22 protein-coding genes are annotated in these 25,114 nt (G+C 62.0%); 6 read left to right on the forward strand and 16 right to left on the reverse strand.

The features are described from left to right. Positions 1-14 precede the first annotated feature (14 nt). The 4 genes from ACQZ6J_RS18265 to ACQZ6J_RS18280 form a co-directional block, all read right to left on the reverse strand. On the reverse strand, positions 15-899 hold the full coding sequence (locus ACQZ6J_RS18265) for a hypothetical protein (protein ID WP_449085114.1): 885 nt from the start codon (positions 897-899) through the stop codon (positions 15-17). 162 nt (positions 900-1,061) lie between these two features. Beyond that, on the reverse strand, positions 1,062-2,618 hold the full coding sequence (locus ACQZ6J_RS18270; protein WP_449085115.1) for a hypothetical protein: 1,557 nt from the start codon (positions 2,616-2,618) through the stop codon (positions 1,062-1,064). Positions 2,619-2,677: 59 nt separating this feature from the next. Then, positions 2,678-3,784, reverse strand: coding sequence for a glycoside hydrolase family 5 protein (locus ACQZ6J_RS18275; RefSeq protein WP_449085116.1), 1,107 nt, complete (start codon positions 3,782-3,784; stop codon positions 2,678-2,680). A 26-nt stretch (positions 3,785-3,810) separates the two neighbouring features. Next, positions 3,811-5,973 carry a GumC family protein gene (locus ACQZ6J_RS18280; protein WP_449085117.1) on the reverse strand — a complete coding sequence of 721 codons (2,163 nt, stop codon included), beginning with the start codon at positions 5,971-5,973 and terminating at the stop codon, positions 3,811-3,813. Between the two features lie 244 nt (positions 5,974-6,217). On the opposite strand from ACQZ6J_RS18280, the gene ACQZ6J_RS18285 reads away from it, so the two are divergent. Together ACQZ6J_RS18285 and ACQZ6J_RS18290 are read left to right on the forward strand one after the other, a co-directional pair. Next, positions 6,218-7,630: a lipopolysaccharide biosynthesis protein gene (locus ACQZ6J_RS18285; protein ID WP_449085118.1), complete on the forward strand. Its 1,413-nt coding sequence runs from the start codon at positions 6,218-6,220 to the stop codon at positions 7,628-7,630. Continuing rightward, a complete protein-coding gene (locus tag ACQZ6J_RS18290; protein ID WP_449085119.1) occupies positions 7,627-8,769 on the forward strand; it encodes a glycosyltransferase family 4 protein in 1,143 nt (380 codons plus the stop codon). The genes ACQZ6J_RS18285 and ACQZ6J_RS18290 overlap by 4 nt, the downstream gene beginning before the upstream one ends. Here the strand turns inward: ACQZ6J_RS18290 and ACQZ6J_RS18295 are convergent. Continuing rightward, entirely contained in the window at positions 8,722-10,191 is a 1,470-nt protein-coding gene (locus tag ACQZ6J_RS18295) for a glucosamine inositolphosphorylceramide transferase family protein (RefSeq protein ID WP_449085120.1), read from the reverse strand. The two genes, ACQZ6J_RS18290 and ACQZ6J_RS18295, sit on opposite strands and share 48 nt — an antisense overlap. Here ACQZ6J_RS18295 and ACQZ6J_RS18300 point away from each other — a divergent pair. Then, positions 10,172-10,408, forward strand: coding sequence for a hypothetical protein (locus ACQZ6J_RS18300; protein ID WP_449085121.1), 237 nt, complete (start codon positions 10,172-10,174; stop codon positions 10,406-10,408). The two genes, ACQZ6J_RS18295 and ACQZ6J_RS18300, sit on opposite strands and share 20 nt — an antisense overlap. Here the strand turns inward: ACQZ6J_RS18300 and ACQZ6J_RS18305 are convergent. Then, positions 10,405-11,151 carry a ThuA domain-containing protein gene (locus tag ACQZ6J_RS18305; RefSeq protein WP_449085122.1) on the reverse strand — a complete coding sequence of 249 codons (747 nt, stop codon included), beginning with the start codon at positions 11,149-11,151 and terminating at the stop codon, positions 10,405-10,407. The two genes, ACQZ6J_RS18300 and ACQZ6J_RS18305, sit on opposite strands and share 4 nt — an antisense overlap. Before the next feature lie 174 nt (positions 11,152-11,325). On the opposite strand from ACQZ6J_RS18305, the gene ACQZ6J_RS18310 reads away from it, so the two are divergent. Then, positions 11,326-12,342 carry a Gfo/Idh/MocA family protein gene (locus tag ACQZ6J_RS18310; protein WP_449085123.1) on the forward strand — a complete coding sequence of 339 codons (1,017 nt, stop codon included), beginning with the start codon at positions 11,326-11,328 and terminating at the stop codon, positions 12,340-12,342. Between the two features lie 12 nt (positions 12,343-12,354). Further along, a complete protein-coding gene (locus ACQZ6J_RS18315) occupies positions 12,355-13,341 on the forward strand; it encodes a LacI family DNA-binding transcriptional regulator (protein ID WP_449085124.1) in 987 nt (328 codons plus the stop codon). Between the two features lie 57 nt (positions 13,342-13,398). Here the strand turns inward: ACQZ6J_RS18315 and ACQZ6J_RS18320 are convergent, their stop codons facing one another. From ACQZ6J_RS18320 to ACQZ6J_RS18360, 9 genes are read right to left on the reverse strand one after another with little or no spacing between them, the layout of a single operon-like run. Continuing rightward, positions 13,399-14,283: an intradiol ring-cleavage dioxygenase gene (locus ACQZ6J_RS18320; RefSeq protein ID WP_449085125.1), complete on the reverse strand. Its 885-nt coding sequence runs from the start codon at positions 14,281-14,283 to the stop codon at positions 13,399-13,401. Between the two features lie 7 nt (positions 14,284-14,290). Next, a complete protein-coding gene (locus tag ACQZ6J_RS18325; RefSeq protein ID WP_449085126.1) occupies positions 14,291-16,045 on the reverse strand; it encodes an FAD-dependent monooxygenase in 1,755 nt (584 codons plus the stop codon). Further along, a complete protein-coding gene (locus ACQZ6J_RS18330; RefSeq protein ID WP_449085127.1) occupies positions 16,038-17,153 on the reverse strand; it encodes a branched-chain amino acid ABC transporter permease in 1,116 nt (371 codons plus the stop codon). The genes ACQZ6J_RS18325 and ACQZ6J_RS18330 overlap by 8 nt, the downstream gene beginning before the upstream one ends. A gap of 7 nt (positions 17,154-17,160) precedes the next feature. Next, positions 17,161-18,024: a branched-chain amino acid ABC transporter permease gene (locus ACQZ6J_RS18335; protein WP_449085128.1), complete on the reverse strand. Its 864-nt coding sequence runs from the start codon at positions 18,022-18,024 to the stop codon at positions 17,161-17,163. After that, complete coding sequence (locus ACQZ6J_RS18340; RefSeq protein WP_449085129.1) at positions 18,011-18,733, reverse strand: ABC transporter ATP-binding protein; 723 nt, start codon at positions 18,731-18,733, stop codon at positions 18,011-18,013. Before ACQZ6J_RS18340 ends, ACQZ6J_RS18335 begins: the two co-directional genes overlap by 14 nt. After that, the gene (locus ACQZ6J_RS18345) at positions 18,733-19,452 is read right to left on the reverse strand and encodes an ABC transporter ATP-binding protein (RefSeq protein ID WP_449085130.1); all 720 of its coding nucleotides are present in this window, start codon (positions 19,450-19,452) and stop codon (positions 18,733-18,735) included. The genes ACQZ6J_RS18340 and ACQZ6J_RS18345 overlap by 1 nt, the downstream gene beginning before the upstream one ends. A 50-nt stretch (positions 19,453-19,502) precedes the next feature. Beyond that, complete coding sequence (locus tag ACQZ6J_RS18350; RefSeq protein ID WP_449085131.1) at positions 19,503-20,783, reverse strand: ABC transporter substrate-binding protein; 1,281 nt, start codon at positions 20,781-20,783, stop codon at positions 19,503-19,505. Between the two features lie 56 nt (positions 20,784-20,839). Beyond that, a complete protein-coding gene (locus ACQZ6J_RS18355; RefSeq protein WP_449085132.1) occupies positions 20,840-21,901 on the reverse strand; it encodes a maleylacetate reductase in 1,062 nt (353 codons plus the stop codon). Further along, on the reverse strand, positions 21,898-22,773 hold the full coding sequence (locus ACQZ6J_RS18360; RefSeq protein ID WP_449085133.1) for a dioxygenase family protein: 876 nt from the start codon (positions 22,771-22,773) through the stop codon (positions 21,898-21,900). The genes ACQZ6J_RS18355 and ACQZ6J_RS18360 overlap by 4 nt, the downstream gene beginning before the upstream one ends. Positions 22,774-22,869: 96 nt before the next feature. On the opposite strand from ACQZ6J_RS18360, the gene ACQZ6J_RS18365 reads away from it, so the two are divergent. Next, positions 22,870-23,820, forward strand: coding sequence for a LysR family transcriptional regulator (locus ACQZ6J_RS18365; RefSeq protein WP_449085134.1), 951 nt, complete (start codon positions 22,870-22,872; stop codon positions 23,818-23,820). A gap of 125 nt (positions 23,821-23,945) precedes the next feature. On the opposite strand, the gene ACQZ6J_RS18370 is transcribed toward ACQZ6J_RS18365, so the two are convergent. Then, the gene (locus ACQZ6J_RS18370) at positions 23,946-24,911 is read right to left on the reverse strand and encodes a hypothetical protein (protein ID WP_449085135.1); all 966 of its coding nucleotides are present in this window, start codon (positions 24,909-24,911) and stop codon (positions 23,946-23,948) included. Positions 24,912-25,114 lie beyond the last annotated feature (203 nt).

Below are 25,114 nucleotides of genomic sequence, written 5' to 3' on the forward strand. Positions count from 1 at the left end.
TCGTCCCGCCGCGATCAGAAGCCGAAGATGACCAATTCGGTGAATGTCAGATCGCCAAGCGAAGGCGGCTTCGGACCTTTGAAATATTTCGTCCCGCTTCCGGCAAAATATCGCCCCACGAGGCCGGCGACAGGTCCATTCGCATCGACGACGCTGAGGAATATGCCCTTGCGCAGGAGATAACGGCCGAAAGCGCCGGCGCACTGGCTCAACTCCTCCGGCGATCGGCAATAGATGACCTGGCAGCTTGGAACGAGACCATGAAAGATGCGGCGTGTCTTGAATACGAAGGGAAATGCCTTCCCCCCGTCGACACAGATCAATGACAGACAATCGAGCGCTGCATGCTGGAGAAGAATCTCCCGTTCTCCTTCGGAAAGCAGGGACATTTCAGGAAGATCGGGGCGCGCCTCGAGCACGCGATACGGCCGGCGCGACGAACTCAGCATGGGTAGGAAAGCAAGCTGCCCGTCGGCATAGCGGCGGAAGCCCAGCGCCTCGTTGACCTTTATGGTTCCCGGCGCTGGCGAGACATTGATGAAGGTGACGTTCTTCTTCCTCAATGCCGCAATCACCATCTTGCCGGCAAAGGCGCGATATTCCGGATCGACGGACCAGCTCGACAGATTGCAGCGGAGTTCTTCGCCCTCCTGCCCCTGATGCCGAAAATAGAGCGCCAGCAAGACACCGACGATGCGGCCGGACATATCGAGGACAAAGCCGTATTTCGGCAGATCCGGCACGAATGGCCGCTTCTCCATGCGCGTGACGGCGCGTTCCCAATAATCCCGCTCGCGTGTCGGAAAATTCCGCCGAAGGCAATCGATGATGCCACTCCAATCGCCCTCCTCGATCGGCCGGCAAGTAAGTCCAGGGGGAAACGCACCTAAAACTGCCATGATCAACTCCGCAATATTACCGACACGGCGACGCATGCTTCACATTTTAGAAACATACTATATTTCTATTAATGAATATTTGCCGATCACCCTGTCGCGGGCACTTTTGCGGAGGACATCCATCCCGCCACGGAAGTCACGCAACCGGCGCCTCGAGGACAGCTATTCGGATGCAGGCGCCGGCGCCGGTTTGCCCGGATGCGTGAGCAGGCCCCTCGAAATGCCGAGCGAACGCCATCGCGTTCCGAAGGAGATGCCGACAAGCAGGAGGCAAAAACCGAGGGCGAGAGGCGAGAAGAAGGCTTCCTCCTGCAATACCGCGTTGGATGCGATCGTGACGACCGCAACGAAGGCGAAGAGGAAATCCGGGTCTCCGGTCGCAATCAATTGCCTGCGTGCCGATACAGCGAGCGCGGCGAGAAAGCTGAAAAAGACGATGCTCCCCACGCCCATCTGATAGAGCATCACACCGACGGCGCTTTCGACCGGAACCGAGGCAACGCCCTCGTCCTGCGCACGGTCCCAATCCAGATTGAGACTTGTGCTCGACAGGTTCCCTCCGATCCCCAGGCCTTGCCCGAATGGATTGTGCAAGAATTCGCGAACGCCGGCGATCAGGCCCAGAACATGGTAATCGCCGTGCGTGGCGCCGAAGACAATGGCGGCGAGCGTCCATACGATCGCCAGCGCAACGACGGCCAGCAGCGTCAGCTCCGCCCGGGCCGGGCGATAGATCAGCCGCGCACCCAGCGCCACGATCAACATGAAGGTCGCACCCTTGGAGCCGATGACGAGCAACAGCGGCAACGCGGCCATAGGCAGCAGCCAGCGCCCTCTGAAGAGAAGCCAGGCTGACATGATGCTCAGGCCGTAGGCATAGCTGATGGGATGAAAATTCGGACCGCCGTTGCGGAAGATCGGGGGAAACAGGTCGCTCAGGAGCTTGGTGTTGAAGAACGTCGTCATCATCGTATCTTCGATGCCGCGAAGCACGAAACCGGTTTCCCTCAGCTTCTTTTCCCACACGCCAGCCTCGATCTGCGCCTTGAGGCCACGATGAATATAGAGATCACCGTGAAACAGGCTGAGAAAGTCCATCCGGAAGATCTGCTCCAGGTAGCCGTAGACGATGGCGCCGGCGCAGAGCCAAAAGATGCCCTTGCGCAGATCGACGGGATACAGACTGGCCGCCAGGATGGCGATGTGGAAACATGCAAGCGGCGTAATCGTGTTGCGGAAATAGATGACGGCGTCCTTCGGTCCGCCATGCACGACACCGACGGCAAAATAGAAGCAAACGGTTCCACACAGCACGAAACTGAAGATCAGCCAGGGTCGCAGTTCGGTTAAAGCGCGCACGCGATACTGAAAGGAAGCCATGGCGAAGGCGCCGTACGCAGTCATCAGGATGACGAAGTTGGCACCACGCAACGCATCGAAGGTATTGTGATCGGGCACGAATGGGGTGAACCAGGCCACCACGAGGTTCTGATAGAGAAAGGAACAGGCGATGACGATGGGGATGCAGCCAGGCTGGGCGATCGACAGGACAAGCGTCAATACGAACGTTGCGGCGACGCCGAAAGGAGTCCAGACGGCGAATGCCGAAACGGAGGCGATAACCGAAAGGATGGCAATGCAGAGATGGAACATGACATCCGAGCGCAACGAACTCGACGCAGGCGCCCCGTAACCGAGCTGACCTCCCGCAACGCTCATGACCGATCCTTACCGTTCCGCATCAATCGTCGCTCCACAACGCGATATCCTCCCGCATCTCAGCCGCCGCCGTGCCCGCCCAGCAGTGCGGCGATCATCGAACTGTCAAAACCTTCCGTGCTGCGCCTGCTTTCGATGAAGCCAAAGCCCTGGTCGAGCTCCCAGTAGGTCCAGCCGACCTGGTTGGCCTCCGCCGCCTGCCGGACAGCCCGAACCCAGGATGTGCGGCTTGCGGCATCGACGCAGAAATTGAGCACGCCGAACTCGTTCAGCATCACCGGGCAGTCATGTGTTTCCGACCAACGTTTAAGCCGCGCGAACTCCGTCGCGATCGCCGCTGCCGTCCATGGCGTCGATAGCTGTTCCTTGATGAGGCTCACGGCCTTCTCATCCCCGGCAGCACGCAGCTTGTCGATGGTTTCCTGGATGCGCGGTGTGGCGATGGTGGCCGGAAAGGGCAAATTCGATATCCGTGCGAGCGGAGAGGCGTCCCAGGTCTCGCATTGATGGGTGAAAGCCATGGGCGCATAGAAATGAATGGCGGCGATCTGGTTGTCGTCCGCAAGAGGCGGCGTCTCCCCGATCTCCCAAATCCCCTGGGAGGGCGACGGACCCCAGATCAGCGTGTGGCCTGGACATCTCGATCGCACGATCTCGGCAAGCCGATCCCGCAATGCGAGCCAGGCATCGCTTCGCATGGGCGGCTCGTTCAACAGTTCCGGATAGACGGAGCTATCCGGCAGATCGGCGACAAGTTTGCTCAGCGCCGCCCAGGCGTCGGCGACCCTTTTCGATCCGGTCTCGAAATCCCGGCGGAAAGCGGTATGAAGATTTTCGGAGGGATGCATATCCACCAGGACGGCAAATCCCCGCCGCATGAGCATCTTCACGCCCTCATCGATACGGCGGAGCTCGGCTGCGTCGCCCGCCGATATGAGATCGGCGTTTACCGGCAGGCGGATCGTCTCGAAACCCAGACGATGAAGCCTTTCGAGCGCTTCCTCGCCCGGCGCAATCCCGTCTTTTCGATCCAGCCATCCCGGCAGATTGACGCCGCGGGTGGGGACTGCGCGTTTTTCTGCGGCCTTCGCCGCGCCCGCGGCAGGAATGGCCGCAAGAATGGATCCGCCTGCGAGCTTGAGTGCGCTACGGCGACTTATCAGCATCGATGATCGCAAGCCTCGCCCCACGATCATCCCCTCGCGGACATTCTGTCGCTCTGTTCGCCGTCGCCGGACGACCGGATCGGCCGCACCACCTGGCTGCGTCCCGTCTCAACGTGCTCCGGTGTAATCGCGAGCGTTGCGCTGCGTCCGATCTGGTCGGCATCGAGGCGTTGGCGAAGCATGTTGGCGACTTCCGCTGTCTCTTCGGTGGGGCTGAGCGCAAAAAGCATCAGGTCCGCCTCGGCGAAAAGTGCCGGATCCCAGTTGCTGTCGACGATGGAAGGCCCCATCAAAAGCACAAAATCGAACGTGCCGGCATCGGCCAATATATCGTCGAGGCCGGGGCGCGTCATCGAATCCCCATTCTCCGGCGCCGGCCTGTTGTAGACGATGGTCCGCAGGCCGCTCGCGCCGCTGACAAAAACGCCGTTGCCGTTGCGCGCCGGCGCCTCCAGGCCCGGTTGGCCATCGAACTCGACGACAAGCACATTCTGCTCGGCCTGCTGCAGGCCGATGCCCACCATAGCCCCCGCCAGTCTCGCCGCCAGCGGCGTATGGAGCGGCGAGATCAGCAGCACATAAGGCTTCGGATGTTCGGTGAGGTGCAGAATGATGCGTCGTATGAGCTGCAGGACATCCCGCGAGAAAGCCTCGTTTCCGGTCTGGAAAAACCGCCGCCGCATCGCGCGGATGCTCAAATAGGCGCCGGCGCCCGCAACGCCCGGCAGGCGATATTCTCCGAGACTGACGGGGACCGGCTCCGGCTTTGCGACGTCCGTCAGGGTGTCCTTATGGGGCTCGAGGTCGAGCAGGCTGCGACGCAGAGGCGTTGTCGGATCCTCTTCCGGCCGATTTTTAGGGCCGCGTACCAAAGCAAGCCCGCAGCCGATGATGAGACCCAGCACCGCGCTGACCGGCAACAGCAGCAACGGCTTCGGCCAGGTCGGCTGCACCGGCGGAGCCGCGGCGCTGATCACCCTTGCCTCCTGCAATTGCAGGCCTTGCATCTGCGAAGTTTCCTCGGCGCGCTTAAGGAAGTCGTCAAGCACGGTGCGGGCTGCCTTTGCCTTGGCCTCCAGTTGCCGCAACTGCACCTGCGCGGCATCGGAACCTTCCAGCTTCTGGCGAAGATTGTCGAGCTTTGCCTGGAGCGCGGAGACATTCTGCGCAGCCAGGTCGGACTTTGCCTTCAACTCCCGCGTGATGCGTTGCGCTTCGACCGCCATCAGGTCCTGCATCCGGTCCAGTTCCGAGCGCAGCCTTTTGATCATCGGATGGCGCGGCTGGTACATGGCTTCGTAGTTGGCAAGATCGGCGGCGCGTTGATTGTAGTTCTCGCGCAGCTTCACCGTCGCCTCCGACGAGAGGATTTCGGAGAGTTTGGCAAGGCCGGCCGGCGAAGTACCCGCGGCCATCGCCTGCGCATATTTGTCCTTGGCCTGGTCGGCATCGCTCCGCGCGGTGATCAGTTGGTCGGTAAGCTTGTCGATCTGGGACTGCAGCGTGCCGCCGGCGGATGCGTCCAGGATCTGATGCGTGACCTTGAAATCCCCGACCTCCTGCTCCGCATCGCCGACATTCTTCTGAAGAGCGTCGATCTTGGTGGCAAGCAGCGAGTTCACATCGCTATTGGCCGTTTCCCGCTCGCCCGAAAGACCGGCCTTGTAACGATCGACGATGGCATTGGCGATCCGCGCCGCCTTGTCGGGGTATCGGGATACGAAATTGACATCGATGACATAGGTGAGCCCTGCCCGCTCGACGGTCACGCCGCGCTGAAAGCTCTTGAAGATCGAATCCCTCGTGGGATGAGCGGCCAGACCGACGCGCGACAGGAGCCCACCCCCGGAAAACTCGGGATCGCTCTCGATGTTCTCGCTTTCAAAGACCTTCATCAGCAGGTCGCGCGACTCGATGACGAACACCTGGCTGGCGATAGCGGCGCTGTCGCTGCCGATACCGGGAAGCACGTTGTTCAAATTCGTCGCGTGCAGATCACGCGGATCGATCATGACCGAGGCCGTGGCGGTATAGCTCGGCTTGGCGACGGCGAGATAGGCAACCGTCGCGAGAAGCACGGCGCAAGTGCATGCCAGCACCGTCATCCGGCGTTGCCAGAGGATAGTCCATGCGGCGCCTACATCGAACAGCGGCGGAAGCGTGCGCTCGTCCATGCTAAACGGCTTCATCCAAAGGTTCTCCGCAGCCGCGCAACTTCCGGCTCATCGTACATCACTAAATTCAGTATTAGTGAATAATGTTAATCATCCGTTGAATTTACACCGCAGCGTGTGATCGAAACGGGACACCGCAAGTAACCATGTTGCGAGTTCGTTCTGGCGCGACCATAAGAACTTACGATATTAGAGATACATTCTATTTCAGGACTTGCCGGCCTTCCGACCGGATAACAATCAACGCAGGATTACGACGTTGAGCGATAAAGCACGCAGTTTTGATAGTATATCGGCCGAAGCGGCGACGCCTGCGAGCAACCTGCGCTTGTCGATCGGCGCGCTTGCAAAGAGCGGCGCCGTTGCGGGCGTCATCAAGCTTGCGAGCGCCGGCCTGTCGTTCCTGATGTTCGTCGCCGTCGCCATGACGACCGACGGACGACAGTTCGGTCTTTACAGCGCCGCCTATGCCGGGGCGAGCCTGGCCTCCTTCTTCGCCGTGGTCGGCCAGCAGAGCGCGGTTTTGCGGTTCTGGCCCCAATATGCCGGCAACAACGATCTCAATTCGGCAAACGGCATGATGGCGGGCTCCATCCTTGTCGCGCTGGCCGGGCTCGCAGGCTCCAGCCTGATCATTCTCATCATCGGCTTCTTGCCATTCGCGGGTGCCCGGACGCCCGAATGGCTGCCGATCTGCGTGGCAACCATGGTGCTCGCCTTTGCGCTCGGCTGGTCGGAATTCGTGGCCTGCGCCCTTCGTGCCAAGAATGCGCTGATATTCGCGCTGCTCCCGCGCGACGTCCTGTGGCGGGCAGTCGCCATTCCGGTCTTCGTTCTCGCCCATTTCATGCACATCGAGATGAGCGCGGTGACCGCAACCTACCTGACGGCCGGATTGCTGCTTGTCATGATCGCCCCGCAAACGGTCGTCCTGTTCCGCGATACGCTCCGCGCCCGGCGCGGCCCGCTCACGAAAGAGCAGAAGGATGAATTCAGGACCGTGACCTTCGGGCTCTGGGGCGTCACCGCCTTGCCGCCGGCGCTCAGCCAGGCGAGCACGCTTCTCGTTGCGGCCATTCTCGGCCCGGAGGCCGCAGGCGCGATCTTCGTGGCGGATCGGACGATGCGACTGGTCGTGCTGGCGCTCAACGGCATCAACCAGGCGCTCGCGCCGCAGATTTCCGGCGCGTTCTATACCGGCGACAAGGCGCATGTGCAGCGCATCACCAGCCTTGCCGCCCTGGGTGGCTTCGCGATCGCCTTGCTCGTGCTGATCATGTTCCTGTTTTTCGGCAATCTGATCCTGTCGATTTTCAATCCCGCCTATGCCACGCCGACAATGCAGGTAACGCTCATCATCTTCGGGATCGGCGCAACCGTCGGAACCGCCTGCGGCCCGACCGAGATCCTCATGCAGCTGACGGGCCTTCAGCACGCTCTTTTCAAGCTGCTGGTCATCGTCAACACGCTTGGGCTCTGCGCGACGGCGGTGCTGACCTATTGGCTTGGCCCGATTGGCGCCGCGCTCAGCATTGCCGGCACCATCATCGTATGGTGCGTGACGGCCGTATCCATTGCGCGACGCACCATAGGCATCAATCCTTCGATCCTCGGCTTCTTCGCCGGCGAAGACGCCTTGGCCGCCCGCTCCTTCCTGAAAGGTCGCTCATGAAAATCGTCCAGGTGCAGACCCAGGCGGAAGCCGGCGGGGCGCAGCGCATTTCCGACATGATCGGCGAGGGGCTGCGGGCTCGCGGCCACGATATACGCACCGTTTTCATGTACAGGAAAACCGACGTCTACGACCGTGACCCTTATGCGGATTTCATCCTCATGGCGCCGCCGCGCGGATTGCCCGGGCAGATGCGGGCGGCCTTCGGGCTTGCGGGTTACTTGCGCAATGCCCGGCCGGATGCCGTCATCACCTTCCAGCATTACGGCAATGTTTTCGGTACCATCGGCGCACGGCTGGCCGGCACAAACCCGATCATCGCCAACCAGAGCGGAGCGCCGCAAAGCACGGGCGTGAGGGGTGTTCTCACCCAAATCGACAAGCTGATGGGCACTCTCGGCCTCTACCATGCCAACGTCGTCAATTCGAGCTGGACCGAAGCGCAGTTCGACAATTTTCCGAGGGCCTATCGGCGGCGGACGTTGCGCATCGACCACGGCGTTCCCGCCCCCTCGACCACACCCGACAAGGTGGCTGCGCGTACGGCCTTCGGACTTCCCCAGCAGGCATGGCTTGCCGTTTCCTCCGGCCGCATGGCGCCTTCGAAGAACCAGATCGCGCTTGCCGGCGTCCTCGTCCATCTTCCCGACATTCACATCGCTATCGCCGGCACCGGCCCGGAGCGGGATGCGATCACGGCGTTTGCGCAAGCCAATGGCGTCGCCGACAGACTGCATCTGGTCGGCGAAGTACCGCCATCCCGAATCTTCGAGTTCCTCGCGGCCGGGGACGCCTATGCCTTTTCGTCGTTGACGGAAACCTTCGGCCTTGCCGCTGTCGAAGCCGCCATTTGCGGCCTGCCGGTGGTCGCGAACAAGCTGGACGTGCTGCGGGAAGTGCTGACGACGGACGACGGCGAAGCCGCCGCGCTCTTCGTCGATGCCGATGCGAAGGGAATTGCCGAAGGGCTCGCCGAGCTCGTCGCCAGGCCGGAGCTGGCAGCAAGACTTGCCGCAGCCGGCCGACAGCTGAAGGAGCAGTATTCCCCGGCGCGCATGTGCGCCGGATACGAAGCGCTGCTCCTGTCCCGCTCACTTCCGCACGGCTGCAATCCCGTCGATCACCTCCAGTCGGCCTGAGCGATTGAGGGTGTGGATTTTCGGATAGGGCCAGTCGCCTTGGGTCGCGATCGGTCGCGGCGGCGACAGCCGAACCGTCTTTTCATCGAGCTCGAGCAATTGCGAGATACCGAGGCCACCGCCATAGCCGAGGGTTCCATCCTGGACCGGCAGGCAGACGCGGCCATCCCTTTCGCGGATGAAAGCGCCACCGGGGCGCGCCATGCGGCGATCGATGAGAACAGGGTTCAATACATGCGGCGTCCAGGGACCCGTGAGCCGGGGCGCATGGAAAACCACGAGCGTATCGGACGTGCTGCCATAGCCGTCGCGGTCGGTCGCAAACAGCCATAGCTGCCCCCCATGTTCCAGCAGGGTGGCATCGGAAATCTCGCCTTCGATGAGAACGGCCTCGGGAGCCCAGCGATCCGGAAATTCCGTCGCGCGATAAAGGACGAGCTTGCCGCCTGAGCTGGCTTCGGGGAGCATCCAGACCGAGCCATCGCGCTCGAAGACCTGCGGATAGGAAAGATGGTACGGCTCTTCCAGCACGCATCGCGGCTCCTGAGGCACGCCGGCGGCATCGAAGGGCACGACGGAGATGACCGCCTTGCCTGTCGCATGCGGATAATCCTCCACGAACAGGAAGAAACGGTCCTGCCACTGCAGCGGGAAGGGATCCGCATAGAAATGATCCCCCCGGTCCGGCAGGACCGACCAGCCGCTGCCCAGCGCATGGCTGCTTGCCACGCCCGGCCCTTCGGCAAAGCGATAACCGACGCGCCAATGTGCGTGGCGATAGCGCGTGCGTCGCATCGCTTCACGGCCGAGGCGCGGCAAGGCGCTGGTCAGATAGGCATGAGCAAATCCGGTCGTTCCGGCAACGGAATTGCTGGCTTTCGGGGAGGTTTGTTCGCTCAAGGCGGGCCGGTTTCCGGCAAAGGCGCTAACGACGGAAACAGAAAGCGTAATGGCGCGCGCCAAGACATCCTCGACGCCGAGCGATGCGGCCTCCCGTCGATCGACCATCGGCCAGGCGCGGTCTATGACGGTCTCGCCATCCAGCACGGCTTCGATGACGGGCAAAGTGCCCGACGCGACCGATTTTGCGACCGAAAGGTCGGAGGTGAAGCCGTCGAACCTCAACGCAATGGTCGGAACGCCCGATGATACGGCGCTGCCTGTCAGATCCAGGCGAAACGCCGCGGGCCTGTTGCGCGGGTTTTCGGAAATTTCCGATAGCGGCGCGGCAAGGGCCGGATCGCGCCGGCGGAAAATCGTTCGCTCGAAGGCCAAAGCCGCATCGACCGCCCCCGGCCAAGCGGCTGACCGGGGCTCATGCAGGACAGCGATGTCGTAGCCGTCCGCCTGCAAACGCCGGATGACAATCTCCTGCCAGCGGCGCGGAGCGGATTTCGGAACGATGATATCGATCGACGGCATGGCGCTTCCCATCCGCGGCAGCATCACCCGGGCCGCAAGAAACCAGAGAAGCTATATTTATTCGAGAAAGCTTACTTTCACGTTATTCTTTGGTTGTATTGAAGAATTGAGCTTCTCTACCGACGATGAAGGGTGCGCGCAATGGAAAGCGACCAAGGCCAGAGGCATCCGCCAACAAGCGAATGATGCCGATGACCTTGGTCAGCCCCGCGCCTAGGATCGGGGCGCAGTCTTCCCATGCAGCGGCTCCTTGCGGTGCCAGTTCTCGAGAATTCGGCCGTCGGTGTGTTTCTGATGCGCCCAGCGAATGCCGTTGGAGATCACCCTCAGAACATTCTTGTTGTGATAGACGGGATAGCTCTCGTGGCCCGGACTGAAAAAGAAGATCCGGCCGCGGCCGCGCTGGAAGGTGCAGCCGCTGCGGAACACCTCACCGCCAGAATACCAGGAGATGAAGATCAGCTCGTCCGGCTGCGGGATATCGAAGGGCTCGCCGTACATTTCCGATGCCTCCACTTCGAAATAGGGCGGCAACCCCTCCGCAATCGGATGCGAGGGATTGATGACCCACACACGTTCGAGATCGCCTTCGGGAAGCTCGCGCCAGGATAGATTGGCGTTGGTGCCCATCAGGCGGCGGAAGAGCTTCGAGTGATGACCGGAGTGCAGGATCAGGAGCCCCATGCCCTTCAGCACCCGCTGCTGTACCCGGTCGATCAAGGCGTCGCTCACCTCATCATGGGCGACATGTCCCCACCAGAGCAGAACGTCGGTATCCTCCAAAAGCGCATCCGACAGCCCCTGCTCCGGATCGTCCATCGTTACGCGCCGGATCTCGAAATCCGGACTTTCGATACCGCCGGCGATCGCGCCATCCATCCTGTCGGGATAGAGCTTCCGCACGATCGCGTCCGTCTGTTCGTGCCGGCCTTCATTCCAGATGGTCACCTTGATTGGCACTGCGCTATCCTCCTCCGGTTTCCAGCGTACCGATTGCTCACACGTATGCTCAAAAATTTCAATGCCACGACGAAATCATTCCGGAGAATATTTGATACATTTGGTTATATTGAAAATATTTCGATATCTAGTTAGATGGATGTTGCGCAAACGTGTGCGCAAATGGAGGAATTCATGTCAAAGCCGGTTCGCCTGGCCGTCATCGGAACCGGGCTGAAAGCTGCGGAATATGCCCATAGCTGGGTGCGGATGCCCGAAATCGAATTCGTTGCCGCAGCGGATGTCAGCGCCGCCTCGCGCCGCCGGTTCGCCGACATCTGCGCGGCTGCCGGACGGGCACCCTTGCGGGAATTCGATGATTTCCGGATCATGCTCGCGCAATGCAAAAGGGATCTCGACGCGGTCTACATATCGACACCGCACGCCTTCCATGCCGAGCAGGCGCTGGCGGTGATCGAGGCCGGTCACGACCTGTTCCTGGAAAAGCCCATGGTGACGACCGTAGCCGAGGCGAAGGCGCTGATCGAAGCCCGCTCGAAATCCGGCAACACCGTCGTCATCGCCTTCAATGGGGCATTGTCGCCACTGGTGCGCGACACGCACAAGCGCGCAGCTGCGGGCGAATTCGGCGAGCTGGTCAGCGTTTCGGCCACCATATGGGAGGGCTGGTCCTCCAAATATGACGGCCAATGGAAGCAGAAGCCGGAACTGTCGGGCGGCGGTTTCATGTTCGACACCGGCGCGCACATGATGAACACCGTTTGTCTTCTCGTGCGTTCGGACTTCGACCGTGTCTCCGCCTACATGAACAACTATGCCAAGCCGGTCGACATTGCCTGCGCGGTGGCCGCCCGCCTCGAAAACGGCGCGCTGGTCACGTTCAATGCCGCCGGCGAAGGCCCTCCGGGCTGCGCCTCGCACATGACCCTGTTCTATTCGAAAGCGATCGTGCGAATTGACGCCTGGGGTGCATGGCGCGAGATCGAAATCGAGGGAAGACCCGGCCCTCGCGAAGTTGCAGAAGCCGCCCATCAGGAGAATCCGTTAAAATCCTTCCTCAGCGTGCGGCGCGGCGAGGAGGAAAACCCCTCCACCGTGGAGAATGGGCTTCGCTTTGCCCGCCTCTGGGATGCTATCAAGACATCGGCTGCGCGAGACGGAGAATCGGTGAGGATCTCCGACATCGGCTAACAGGAAGCGAACATGAACAAGCGCATCACCTCGAGGGAAATCGCAAAGCTCGCCGGCGTCTCTTCATCGACGATCTCCAGGGCGTTCTCAGGCGATGCGCGCATCAGCGAGCGGACGAGAAAACGCATCATGTCCATCGCCGACGAGCACGATTATCGCCCGAATGCGATTGCACGCTCGCTGAATAGCCAGAAGTCGCGCCTCGTCGCCCTCGTGGTCAACTCGATAGAAAATCCCTGCGAGGCGCAACAGCTGCAATATCTGGTGCAACGCTTGCAGGAGCGCGGGCTTTTGCCGATCCTGCTTTGCTGCGCCGGCTACGATGACCGAGCGCAGCTGATGCGCATGGCGTCGGCCTATCAGGTCGACCACGCCGTCATCTTTTCCGACATGGTATCCATGGCGGACGCCATCCAGATTTTTCGAACGGCCCGCCCGATCATGGTTTCCTTCGAGCCGATCGCCGACCCCGGCATCGCGCAACTCCTGCTCGATGGATCGAAAGCGGCGGCTGAAGTCGTCGCAAAGGCGGTCTCTTCCGGGCGCAGCCGTTTCGCCTATCTGACCGGCCGCAATTCCAGCTGGATCGACAAGCAGCGAAAGCGCTGGTTTGCCGATGCGCTCGCCACGCATGGCCTCGGCTTTGTCGCGGAGAGCCACGGCGACTATTCCTACGATTCCGGGTTCAAGGAGGCCGTGGTGCTTCTTCGCCGATCATCGGTCGATGCCGTGGTCTGCGGCAACGACGCCATGGCGATCGGCGTCCGCGACGCAGCCACGCGCGTTCTCGGCAGGAAAGTTCCCGAGGATCTGGCCATTATCGGCCAGGATGGCATCAATCTCGCAATGTGGGAGTGTACCGACCTGACCACGCTGGCGCTCGATTTCGCAGCCTATATGGATACGATTATCGGCTTCATCGAAGATCAGGCGGAGGACAAGAAGGGAACTACCTCCGTGACGCATGAATATTTCATTCGCTGGGGCTCCACCTGCTAAAATCCCTGTCGGGCGCCTGCGGCGCTCATGTATGAGCACCGCACCACACAATCAATTTCATTCCCGCTCGGGCGCCAGGACGAAATCGTGCTCGACCTGCCAGAACGATCTGCGGAAACCGAGTTCCCTGGCGCGGGCGGGATCATCCGTCAGCTTGAACTCGGCAAGCAGGCTTTCCTTGACGCCGAACACCGCATCGGAATGGATGTACGGATCATCGGGATCGAAGATATGGGTCGTCAGCGTCTCGAACCCGTCCGCCTTGATGATGTAGTGCAGATGAGCGGGCCGGTAGGGGTGGCGGCCGAGGGCGGCAAGCAATTGGCCAACAGGGCCATCGTCCGGGATCGGATAGTATTTCGGCTTCACCGCCCGGAACCAGTATCGCCCGTCCTTGCCGGTGCGGAATATGCCGCGCAGGTTGAAATCGGGCTGAAGACCCTTCTGCTGGACGTCGTAGAATCCTTCGTCATTCGCCTGCCAGACGTCGAGCACGGCATTCTCGATCGGCTTGCCTTCGGTGTCGAGGATGCGGCCGCTGATCACCATGTCCTCGCCCTTCTGGTCGAGGCAGATGTTGGCGCCCATGGGAAGCTCCGGCGCATCCGCGACATGGAAGGGCCCGAGAACCGTGCTCTCCGAAGCGCCCGACGGTTTGCGGTTGTTGATCGCATCGACCAGCATCGACACGCCAAGCACGTCCGAGAGCAGGATGAACTCCTGCCGCCAGTCGGTGCAGGTATGGCCGGTGCGGGTGAGGAAGAGGATCGCCTCCATCCACTCGTCCTGGGTCGGCTCCAGTTCCTTCACGGCCTCGTGCAGCTTGCGGGTGACGACTTCCATTACCTGCTTCAGCCGGGCGTCCCGGGCATTCACGTTGCGGCTGGTGACAACCTCGACGGAATTTTCCTCTGTGAAATAGCCTTTTTCTTCGATGCTCATGATTGCTTCACCTATTCAGAATTGTCTTCAACACACGACGCAGTTCGCTCTCGGGATCGGCGACGGCGGCATGCGCGCGCCAGCCGACATGGTGGTCGGGACGCACGAGCAACGCGCCGGAGTCGCGGATTTCCCGCGCCCGCGCCCAGTCTCCGGTCAGGTCTTGCCATTCCTGCCGGGGACCTATCCTGTGGACGGCGATCGGCAGCTTCAGCTCTTTCGACAACGCCTTTGCCGCCGCGATCCAGCCGTCGCCACCAATACCGGTCAGCACCGTGAAGATACCGTGACCGGTGAGATCGAAGCTCGATACCTTCTCGCCGCTGTCGTTGAACAACCAGACATGCGGCAACCGCGCGCCGGGCCAGGTCGTCGGTTGAAAATGCAGTTCCGCGTCCTTCTCGAAGGCAGGTTCCGGCTGACCGTCCTTGACCACGGCATTCGAGGCATAGCGATGGTTCATTTCCACGCCATGCGCATCGAACTCGTAGACCTTATGGGCGATCGCCTCGCGGATCGCCGTGCGCTGGCGCTCGGCATCGGCGGTATCGTCGCAGCGCGCGTCCATATTCTGCTGCATCTTCACCGGATCGACGGAATCGAGCAGACCCAGCGACTTGAAGATCGGACCGAACTCCTCGATCGATTTATTGGCTCGGGTGACGATCTGCTTGGCAATCGGCGCGCGCTCGGCCTGGTAGCTGTCGAGCAGGCCAATGCCGGCCTGACCTTTCAGGACCATCGCCAGCTTCCAGGCAAGATTGAAGCCGTCCTGGATCGAGGTGTTGGAGCCGAGGCCGTTCGAGGGCGGATGGCGATGGGCCGCATCGCCCATGCAGAACACCCGGCCGTTCGACATCGTGGTCGCGTACATGTTGTTGACCGTCCAGGTCGAGACGGATTTGATCTTGGGCTTGAGATCGGCGACGCCCACCAGCTCGCGCACGACCTTGGTGGCGAAGGCGTCGTCGACCTCGGGTGGCGGCTGATTGATGTCATAGCCCCAGACGATCAGCCATTCGTTCCACGGCCGTACCATGCGCACCAGGCCCATGCCGATGCCGCCGACATCGGCGCCAGGCTGCAGCACCCAATAGAGAACGGACGGACGGTGCGCGACGTAGCGGGAAAGATCGGCCTCGAACAGAATGTTCATCGAGCCGGCGACGCCCATCTTGCCCTCAAAGGTCAGGCCGGCATGTTCCGCGACCTTGGAGTTGCCGCCGTCGGCGCCGATCAGGAATTTCGAGCGGACGGTCAGCTCCTTGCCGGTCAGGCGGTCGAGACAGGTCGTCGTGACGCCTTCGGCATCCTGAACATGGTGCAGATATTCCGTCGACATGCGGGCCTGTGCGCCGCGCGAACAGGCTGTCTTGAACAGCAGCGGCTCCATGTAGGTCTGCGGCAAATCGTTCATATGGGCGGGCGACGAAAGAAGGTGCTCGGCCCGCGACAGCGGATGATTGCCCCAGCTCTGCATGCGGCCGATTTCCTCGCCGGCAACCGCCGTGCAGAAGACGTTCTGTCCCATCAGATCCTGCCCGGTCGCAAAGATATAGGCCTCCTCCTCCACATCGCGACCGAGATCGCGCAGGACCTCCATCGTACGCTGGTTGGTGATGTGCGCACGGGGCGTATTGGCAAGCCAGCGATAGCGGTTGATCACGATGGGCTCGAGCCCGTAGCTTGCAAGCAGCGCAGCCGTCGCCGAGCCGGCTGGTCCCGTGCCGATGATCAGAACGTCCGTTGTAATGTCAGCCATTTGGCCCTCCCTTTTCACCATGTAGCATCGATCCGCCTCTCAGCAGGCGGCGAACCGGAAAGAGTTCCCAGCCGGTGCGGCTGGATATGAGCCCCCAGAGACCCCGTGGCGCGAACAGCATCGTGATGATGGCCAACGCGCCGAGAGCCAGCAGATACCAGGAGCCGTAGCTCGAAAAGGCATTCTGCAGCAGGAAGAAGACCAGCACGCCGACCAGCGGCCCTTCGATGGTGCCGATGCCGCCAATCACGACGATGAAGACGACATAGGCGGTCCAGTCGGTAAGCGAAAAAGCGGCGTCCGGCGATATACGCGCCTTCTGCAGATAAATGAGCGCTCCGATCATGCCTGTCAGAAAGGCCGTCGCCAGATAGACGGCGATCTTCAACCGGCGCGCATCGACGCCGAGCGCGCGGGCTGCCGTCTCATTGTCGCGCACGGCGGCAAGGCCAAGCCCCTGCTTGCTGCGCAGCAGCCGGTAGATGAAGCCGATCGTCAGCGCCGTGAGAACCAGCGCCAGCCAATAGGCCATCGCATCGGCCGCGGCAGCGGCGCGCATGCCGAACCAGTCCTGCAGCAGCGAGATCCCGAGCATGTCCCTGGTGGCCTCGCGCGGCAGGGAGGTGCCGGTCCCGCCCCCCAGCATCTTCCACTGGGCAAACAGCAGTCGCCCCACCTCGGCAATGACCCAGGTGCCGATCGCGAAATAGGGGCCGTAAAGCCGAAAGGAGAAAAAGGCGGCCGGTGCGGCGATGACCATGGCAAAGAGCCCGGCCAGCGGAATGGCAAGGATCGGATCGACGCCGGCGAGGATGACGAAGCCGAACAGCGCATAGGCGCCGCAACCGACGAAGAGCTGCTGTCCCACGGAGATCAGGCCGGCATAGCCGGCAAGCAGGTTCCAGCTCTGCGCCAGCGCCAGCATGGTGAGGATGAAGAAGAGATCCTGCACGATGCCGCGCGACACCAGAAATGGCGCTGCCGCCAGCACGACCACGGCAACGAGGGAAAGGATGGCGAAGACGCCGGAAAGGCGCGTCCGCGTCTCCACCCGCCAGCCTGCAGGTGCTTCGATTTCGGTCGACATTGTTTCGAAACCTGTGGTCATGGCGCCCTCAATCGACTGCCCGGGGAAAAAGGCCGCGCGGCCGGAAGAGAAGCACGATCAGGAAGGCGATATGCCCGGCTAGGATCTGCCATTCGGGGTTGATCGCCGCTCCCATCGTCTGGGCAATCCCGAGGATGACACCGCCGGCAAGCGTGCCCCAGAGCGAGCCGAGACCGCCGATGATGACGGCTTCGAAGGCGTAGATGAGCCGCGCCGGTCCCGCCGTCGGATCGAAATTCGCGCGCATGCCGAGATAGAGGGCGGCGACCGTCACGATCATCATCGCAAGCCCCGTCGCGATAGCGAAGATCGAATTCGGCCGGATACCCATCAGGCTCGCCGTCACCACGTCGTCCGAGGTGGCGCGAAAGGCGCGGCCGAGCTCGGTGCGGTAGATGAGTTGATTGAGGGCGACGATGACGAGAACGGCCGAGGCAAAGGTGAGGAGCGGCATCAAGCCGGCGCTGATGCCGCCGAACTGCATCGAGGCCGTCTCCAGAGCCCCCGCGGAGATGCGTCGGCTATCGGCGGTGAAGCCCTCCAGAAGGCCGTTCTGGATCACGATCGACAGACCGAAAGTCACGAGCAGGGGCGGCAGGATGTCCTTGCCGAGCGTCCGGTTCAGCAGATGGTACTGCAGCAACCAGCCGGCGGCGAACATCAAAGGCGCCGCGATCAGCGCCGCGAGGAAAGGATTAAGGCCGAGGAAGGAAACCAGCACGAGGATCAGAAAGGCCGCCAGCACGATGAGATCGCCATGGGCGAGATTGACGAGCCGCATGATGCCGAAGACCAGGCTGAGGCCCGCGGCAAATAGCGCATAAAGGCCGCCGAGCAGCACACCTTGAAGAAGCGTATCAAGCCAGCTCATGGGTTTCCGCTCCAAAATAGGCCGCATGGATCTCGGCGCGATCGAGTTCGGCCGGACGTCCGGTCAGGGTGATGCGGCCTTCCATCAGGCAATAGACCCGGTCGGCGACCTTCAGCGCCTGCGCGATATCCTGCTCGACGATGACGATGGCCGCGCCTGCGGCCCGGATATGAGAAAAGGCGGCATAGATGTCCTTGATGACGACGGGCGCGAGGCCGAGGCTCAGCTCGTCGCAGAGCAGGACTTCCGGATTGGACATCAGCGCCCGGCCGATCGCCACCATCTGCTGCTGCCCGCCCGAAAGCGCCGTCGCCGGGTTGCGGCGCCGTTCCTTCAGGACCGGAAACAGCGCATAGATGCTGTCGAGCGTCCACGGCCCCGCGATCCGGCGGCCATAGCGGCCGATCTGCAGGTTTTCCTCGACCGTCAGCGACGGAAAGAGCTTGCGCCCTTCCGGCACCAGCGCAATGCCGCGTCTAACCACATCGGAAGCAGCCAATGCCCCGATCGGTTCGCCGCGATACAGGACCATGTCCGGGCGGTTGGCGATCACCCCGGCGATGGAACGCATCAGCGTCGACTTGCCGGCGCCGTTCGCGCCGATGACGGCGATGGTCTCGCCGGCTTCCAGACGCAGATCAACGCCAAGCACGGCCTGGAAATCGCCATAGGCGGCGGTGAGCCCGCGGGTCTCGATGAGGCTTGCCATCAGACGTCCATCCCCAGGTAGATTTCGCGCACCTCGCTTGACGCCATGATCGTGTCGGGCTTGCCGATACCGATCACCCGGCCGAAATTGAGCACGAGAATACGCTCGGCCACCGCCGTCAGAGCGTGCAGCACATGCTCGATCCAGATGATTGCGATGCCGCGCTGGTGCACCCGCCTGATGGTCGCGACCAGCTGGCGGCACTCTCCTTCCGTCAGGCCGCCGGCGATCTCATCGAGAAGCAGCAGCTTCGGCTGGGTCGCAAGCGCGCGGGCAAGCTCCAGCCGCTTGCGTTCCAGGAGGGTCAACGATCCGGCGGGCGTATTGGCCTTGGCGATCAGGCCGGTCTCGACGAGAATGTCCGCGCAAAGGGCGGTAACATCGCTTTCCCTCGCCCTGGCGCCGAATGCACCGGCAACCACCAGGTTCTCGTAGGTCGTCAACCGTTCGAAAGGTTGCGGGATCTGGAAGGTGCGGCCCATGCCGGCAAGGCACCGCTGCATCGGCGGCGCATGGGTCACATCCCGGCCGTCGAACCGGATCAATCCACGCGCAGCGGAGAGATTGCCGTTGATCAGGTTGAACAGCGTCGATTTGCCGGCGCCATTCGGCCCGATGACGCCGAGTGCCTCACCGGCTTCGACAGAGAAGCCGATATCCTCGGCGACGACAAGCGCGCCGAAAGATTTCGAGACTCCGTTCAGTTCGAGTATGGACATTGCCGTTCTCCGTTGGAGGCTGCCCGGCGAGGCGCCGGACAATTCTCCTCTCACGCCAGGGCTTCGAGCTTGCCGCCGAGCGGCACATTCGGCGCCAGCCCGTTTTCGACGACGACGAGATCGTAACCGCCGCCCGACTTCAGCCGCCATTGCCCGCCGACGAGCGGCGTCTTGGCGACGCTCTTCCGGGCGAATGGCGGGAGTTTCTCGTTGCCCCAGGCAACCGGCCCGACGAGCGTGTCGAGCTTGGTTTCGCCGATCGCCTTGGCGACTGCCTCGGCATCACCCGCATCCTCGGTCCGCTTCATCACATCGACGGCGAGTTCGAAAAGCGCATGTGCAAAGCCGATCGGCTGCGTCCACGGGCGGCCGGTGGCCTTGGTAAAGGCATCCGCGACCGCCAGGGCGGTTTCCCCGGTCAGCGACGACTTGAACGGATGCGTTGGCGTCCACCAGACCTCCGTCGACAGATTGTGCCCGGCATTTCCCAGCGCCTCGACGGTCTGCGGGAAGAGAAGCGCCTTGCCGATCGAGGCGATCTTCGGTTTGAGGCCCTGCTGCTTGGCCTGGTTCCAGAATGTGGTTAGGTCGGGCGGAATCATGACACCGGTCAGGATATCGGTGCCTGCCTGCTTGAAGGCGTTGATCTGCGCCGAAAAATCATCCGTGAGATTCTGATAGCGGCCGGTATCCGTCAGCCCGTAGCCGAGCTTATCGAGAACCGGCGGGAAGCCAACGACCTTGTCACCCCATGCATTGCCGTCGCCATCGTTCGGAAACAGGCCGCCGACATGTTTGTTCGTCTCGATCTGGCTCCACATGCCGGTATAGACGGCTATGACGTCTTCAAGGCCCCAGAAGAAATGATAGGCATAATTGAAAGGCTTCCACGAGGCGGGGTCGCCCGGATTACCCTGTTGGCCGATGAACCAGGGCTGCCAGGGCGCCACCGTCGAAATGCAGGGCATCTCCTCGCCCTCGCAAGTCGTGGAGACAGGATTGGTCGTTTCCGGCGTCGAGGAAACCAGCATGAGATTGATCTGGTCGTCGACGATCAGTTCCTTCGCGACCTCCGCGGCGCGGTTCGGGTTCGACTGGCTGTCCTTGACCACGACCTCGTAGTTGAGGCCTTTTGCCTTGGTCGTTGCCAGGAAGGCATCGATGACGAACTTGTCGGCTTCGCCGAATGCGGCGAGCGGCCCGGTTTGCGGGCTGACATAGCCGAGCTTGATGGCCGCATTCCTGGCGATGGCGGGCATAGCCAGGCCCGAGGTCGCAAGCAGCGCACCGCCGGCAGCCGTCGTTTTCAGAAAATCGCGTCTCGTGAACATGTTTCCTCCCCTCATTGTCTCTCCTCCCAAAGAGCGCGCCTGCGGGCGCCTATGTCTCAGTCCCTTGGCCGCCGGCCTTCCCATGCGTCCTGCAGCAGCAGGCGGATCGCGCCCCGGTCGATCGGCCGCGGGTTCCAGTATGGGTTCTCAACGGCGATCGACGCTGCGCGATCGAGATCGGCCTCCGTCAGTCCGAAATCCTTGAGCGACAGCGGCGCTCCGATTGCCTTGGCGAAATCCCAGAGCCCGCCGCCGATCGAGCCGCCGAAGATACCGGCCGCGTCCGCCAGTTCGGACGCGGCGGCCGTCGCGTTGAATGCGGCCGTATGCGGCAGCATCACCGCGTGGGTTTCGGCGTGCGGCGTGTCGAAGGAGCCGCCGAGCGTGTGGCAGATCTTGTGATGCAGCGCCATGCCGACGGTGCCGAGCACCGAGCCGCAGAGCCAGGCGCCATACAGCGCATCGCTGCGAGCATCCGTGTTCTTCGCATCGCTCACGATAACCGGCAAGCTCCGCGCAAAGGCACGCAGGCCTTCCACGGCCATGAGGCTCGAAATCGGGTTGCGGTCCCGCGCATAAAGCCCTTCGACGGCATGTGCCATGGCGTTGAGGCCGCTGGTGACGCTCATGGCGACCGGCAGCCCGAGCGTCAGCGAGGGATCGTAAATGACGATCTCCGGCAGGATCCGGGCATCGCGCACCGTCGTCTTGCGACCCCCCTCGGTCTGGCCAAGGATCGGCGTGACCTCCGAACCTGCATAGGTCGTCGGAACCACGATCTGCAGAAGGTCGGTGCGATAGGCGATTGCCTTGCCAAGACCGGTCGTCGAGCCGCCGCCAAGGGACACGACACAGTCCGCTCCGGTCTCCGCCACCACCTTCATCGCCGCTTCCGTCACCTCGACGGGCGTGTGCATGGTGGCACCCGTGAACACGCCGCAAGCGAGCGGGCCGATCTCTCGGGCCAAAGCCTCGGCATCGGCCTTCTGATGCGGTGTCGACAGGACCAGGGCCCGCTTGCAGCCTGCCTTCGTTATCCATTCCGCAACGCTGTTCCGGCTGCCGGAACCGAAGACGATCTGGGCTGGACTACCCGCGTAGGAAAAAGGTTGCGTCATCCTGCCCTCCCCGGCTTTGTCCGCATCATGACGAATGTAAGGTTGACGGCCCGCGCGCGCTTTCCATCGATCTCGGCAGGCTCGAAACAGACGACGAGTTCCGGCCGCACGCCAAAAAGGGCATCCTCGGCAAGATGTGGGTCGCTCGCATCGTAGATATGAGTCGTGATCGTCTCGAAGCCCTTGGCCCGGATGACGAAATGCAGATGCGCCGGGCGATGCAGCGGATAGCCTGCCTCGGCAAGCAGCCGTCCGACCGGCCCGTCATCCGGCACGCCGTAGCCAGACGGCATCACCGAGCGATAGTGGAAGCGTCCATCGGCGTCCGTGCGGAAGAGACCGCGCAAATTGTGCTCCGGCTGCAGGTCCGGCTGCTGATTTTCGTAATAGCCTTCGGCATTGGCCTGCCAGGTGATCGCCTCGGCGCCTGAGATCGGCAGACCGTCGAGATCCTGCACGCGCACGGACACCATCAGCGGTTCGCCGATGCCATCCAGCGAGATCGAAGCCCCTGAGGCCCGCTCGGGCGCATCGCTGCGGAAGAATGGCCCGCGGATGGTGTTCGGTGTCGCGGTTTTCGGCCGCCGGCAATTGATCTCCTCGACCAATGCGGACGCTCCGATGAGATCGGACAGCAGCACCCATTCCTGCCGCCGCTCGTCGGAGGCGTGACCCACCTCCGTCAGAAATGCGATCACCTTGCGCCACTCGTCCTGGGTCGGGCGAAACTGCTTGATAAGGTCGTGAACATGGGAGACGGCAGCCGCAATAAGCCGCGGCAGATTGCCCTCCCCACCTGCAGGGAAGCGCTCGGCGAAAACCTCCGCCGACGTCGCTTCGCTGAATGTGAGCGCTTTAGCACGCTCCGCCATGCTCATCCTCCAAGATCTTCGTGCATGTGAAAGAACACTAGCAGCCGAATACGAGTGGATTGATGATTTTGTTGCCAATCAATATAACAGATCGCTATGAAGATAGATGAACGACATCTCATCCAGCTTGCGGCTGTCGTGAAGACGGGTGGCGTCACGGAAGGCGCTGCTCTTCTGGGGCTGGCGCAACCGGCCGTGTCACGCACCTTGTCCATGCTGGAGAAGCGTGTGGGAGAACCGCTCTTCATCAAAGGACGCCGGCCATTGCAGCCGACGCCGCTTGGCCTGTCGCTCGCCGAGCATGGCTTCGTAATGCTCGCGGCCTCGCGCAAGGCTTCCGATCTGGTGGAAAGCTTCCGCGTCGGCAAGAGCGGGGTCGTGCGGATCGGCGGCACTCCTTTCTTCATGGACGCGTTGATCGCCCGGCTGTGCGCTGAATTCCAGGCCAGCCATCCGGACGTGCGCATCGACCAGAGCTATGGCTATTTCCCCGACCTTCGCGCCGCGCTCAAGGCCGACCAGATCGATCTTGCCATCTGCCCGATCGATATTCTCGACGAAGGCTCCGGTCTCGAATTCCAGCAGATCCTTCCCGGGCGCAACGTCGTCGCCTGCCGGGTGACCCACCCGCTGTTGCTGAAGCGCCGGCCGCAGCAGAGCCACCTTCTCGACTATCCCTGGATAGCGCCGCCACCGGGAAGCCCGCTGCTGGCCGACCTGCGCGCCCTGCTTCTCTCCTTCGGCGCAACCGAAATCAAGATCCGCTACTCCGGCGGCTCGCTCATGAGCGTGATCAATTACCTGAAATCGGCGGATGCGCTGACCATCATGCCGCACAGCGTCGTCTTCGCGCAACGCAAGGAAAAGACGATCACGGCTCTGCCGATCACCATTCCCCATCCCGAACGCGCGCTGGCAATCCTCAAGCGCATAGATGCGCCGCGCGCGCCGGCCGTCGATCAGTTTGCCGATTTTGTTCGCCTGGGCTTTCAGGAATTGCGGCATCTCATCAAGCGCCATGAAGAGTCGGTCATCTGGGGCCTCTGACGATTGCAGCCGGCCTCTTTCGACCGTTCGTTCTCGGTACCGGAAATTACGGTCATCGTCGGCCAGCAGGGCGCTCCCCACCGGGAAGGCTCTTTCATTTGCATCGGGTTGGCTTGGCAAGGTCTTCAGATATCGCTGGTGGCCAATGATCTTTCCGACAGCGGCGGCAAGGTCGACAAGACCTCCGCGAAAGCATCGTTCAGAATATGCAGCTTGCGTGCGTGCGCCCGGGCATATTCGTCATAAAAGCCTCGCGAGAGCCAGATGTGCGAGCGACCACGCCGGCCGCTCCAACCGATGCCGCCGATCGACTCCGCTGCCGCAAGCTTGCGGCTGGTATGGGCCCGCGACAGGCCGAACGATTGCGCCAGATAGGAGATCGAACTCACATCCGTCAGCAGCCTGTCCCGCCCCGCCAATGCCTCGGGATCTATTCCCGCAATCAGCCTGTCCATCAAAAGACCGCCGGCATCGGCCCAGGTGAAGATCGTGTAGAGCGGGCCGGGGCTGCGCACCTCGGGACTGGAAAGAAGCGCATGCGCCGCAATCGGCTGGACCAGGGTCAGCAGGGTTTCCGGCTCGGACAGAAATCGGTTCGACCTGCTCCCTCCATCGACGAGATCGAGGGCCTGGAAATGCACATCGTACCAGTGGATCAGCATCGAAAGCGTCACCGGGGCCGGTGCTGCCTGATCCGATTGCTCGCCGGTGCGACCACCGAGCGGGCGAATGACGTCATATTTCAATGCTTCGTCAAAAAACGCGTAGGCGGTGTTGCGGCTGGCAATTCCATACTGCAGGGCGAGATTGCCGAGATCTCGTCTGGTCAATCCGGCCTGAGCCGTACGCGCCGTTCGAAAGTAGCTGCCCAATGCGGCATGACACAGGAGCCAGCGCTGCTGGGTGGCAAAAAGCGCCGCGGTCCGGGGAGAAGCCTCATGCACCGAGACGAAGCTCCGTGCCAGCAACATGACCGCACGGGAAAACGCTTCCGCGTCGATCAGACCGCCTGTCTCTTCGGCCGGCACCGTCCGAGCCGCACGCGTGGCGTCCGCCGGCCGATGGGCCGGGAAATCAAGCACCTTTCCCATGGGGAAGCTCTTTCAAGATTGTCGACTGGTTGACGTGCAAGGCGCCGCTATGCCGTTCAGGGACAATCATGAATGCTCGAAACATCCAATCCCGGGAAGCATCATGTAACCGAAAGAATACCCTAGACTTTTTCTCCATGATACCGAGCATATACCCTCAATTCGCGAGCAATCGCTGTAAACTCTTACTGGTTGCAACTGCT

Source organism: Rhizobium sp. A37_96, assembly GCF_053521765.1.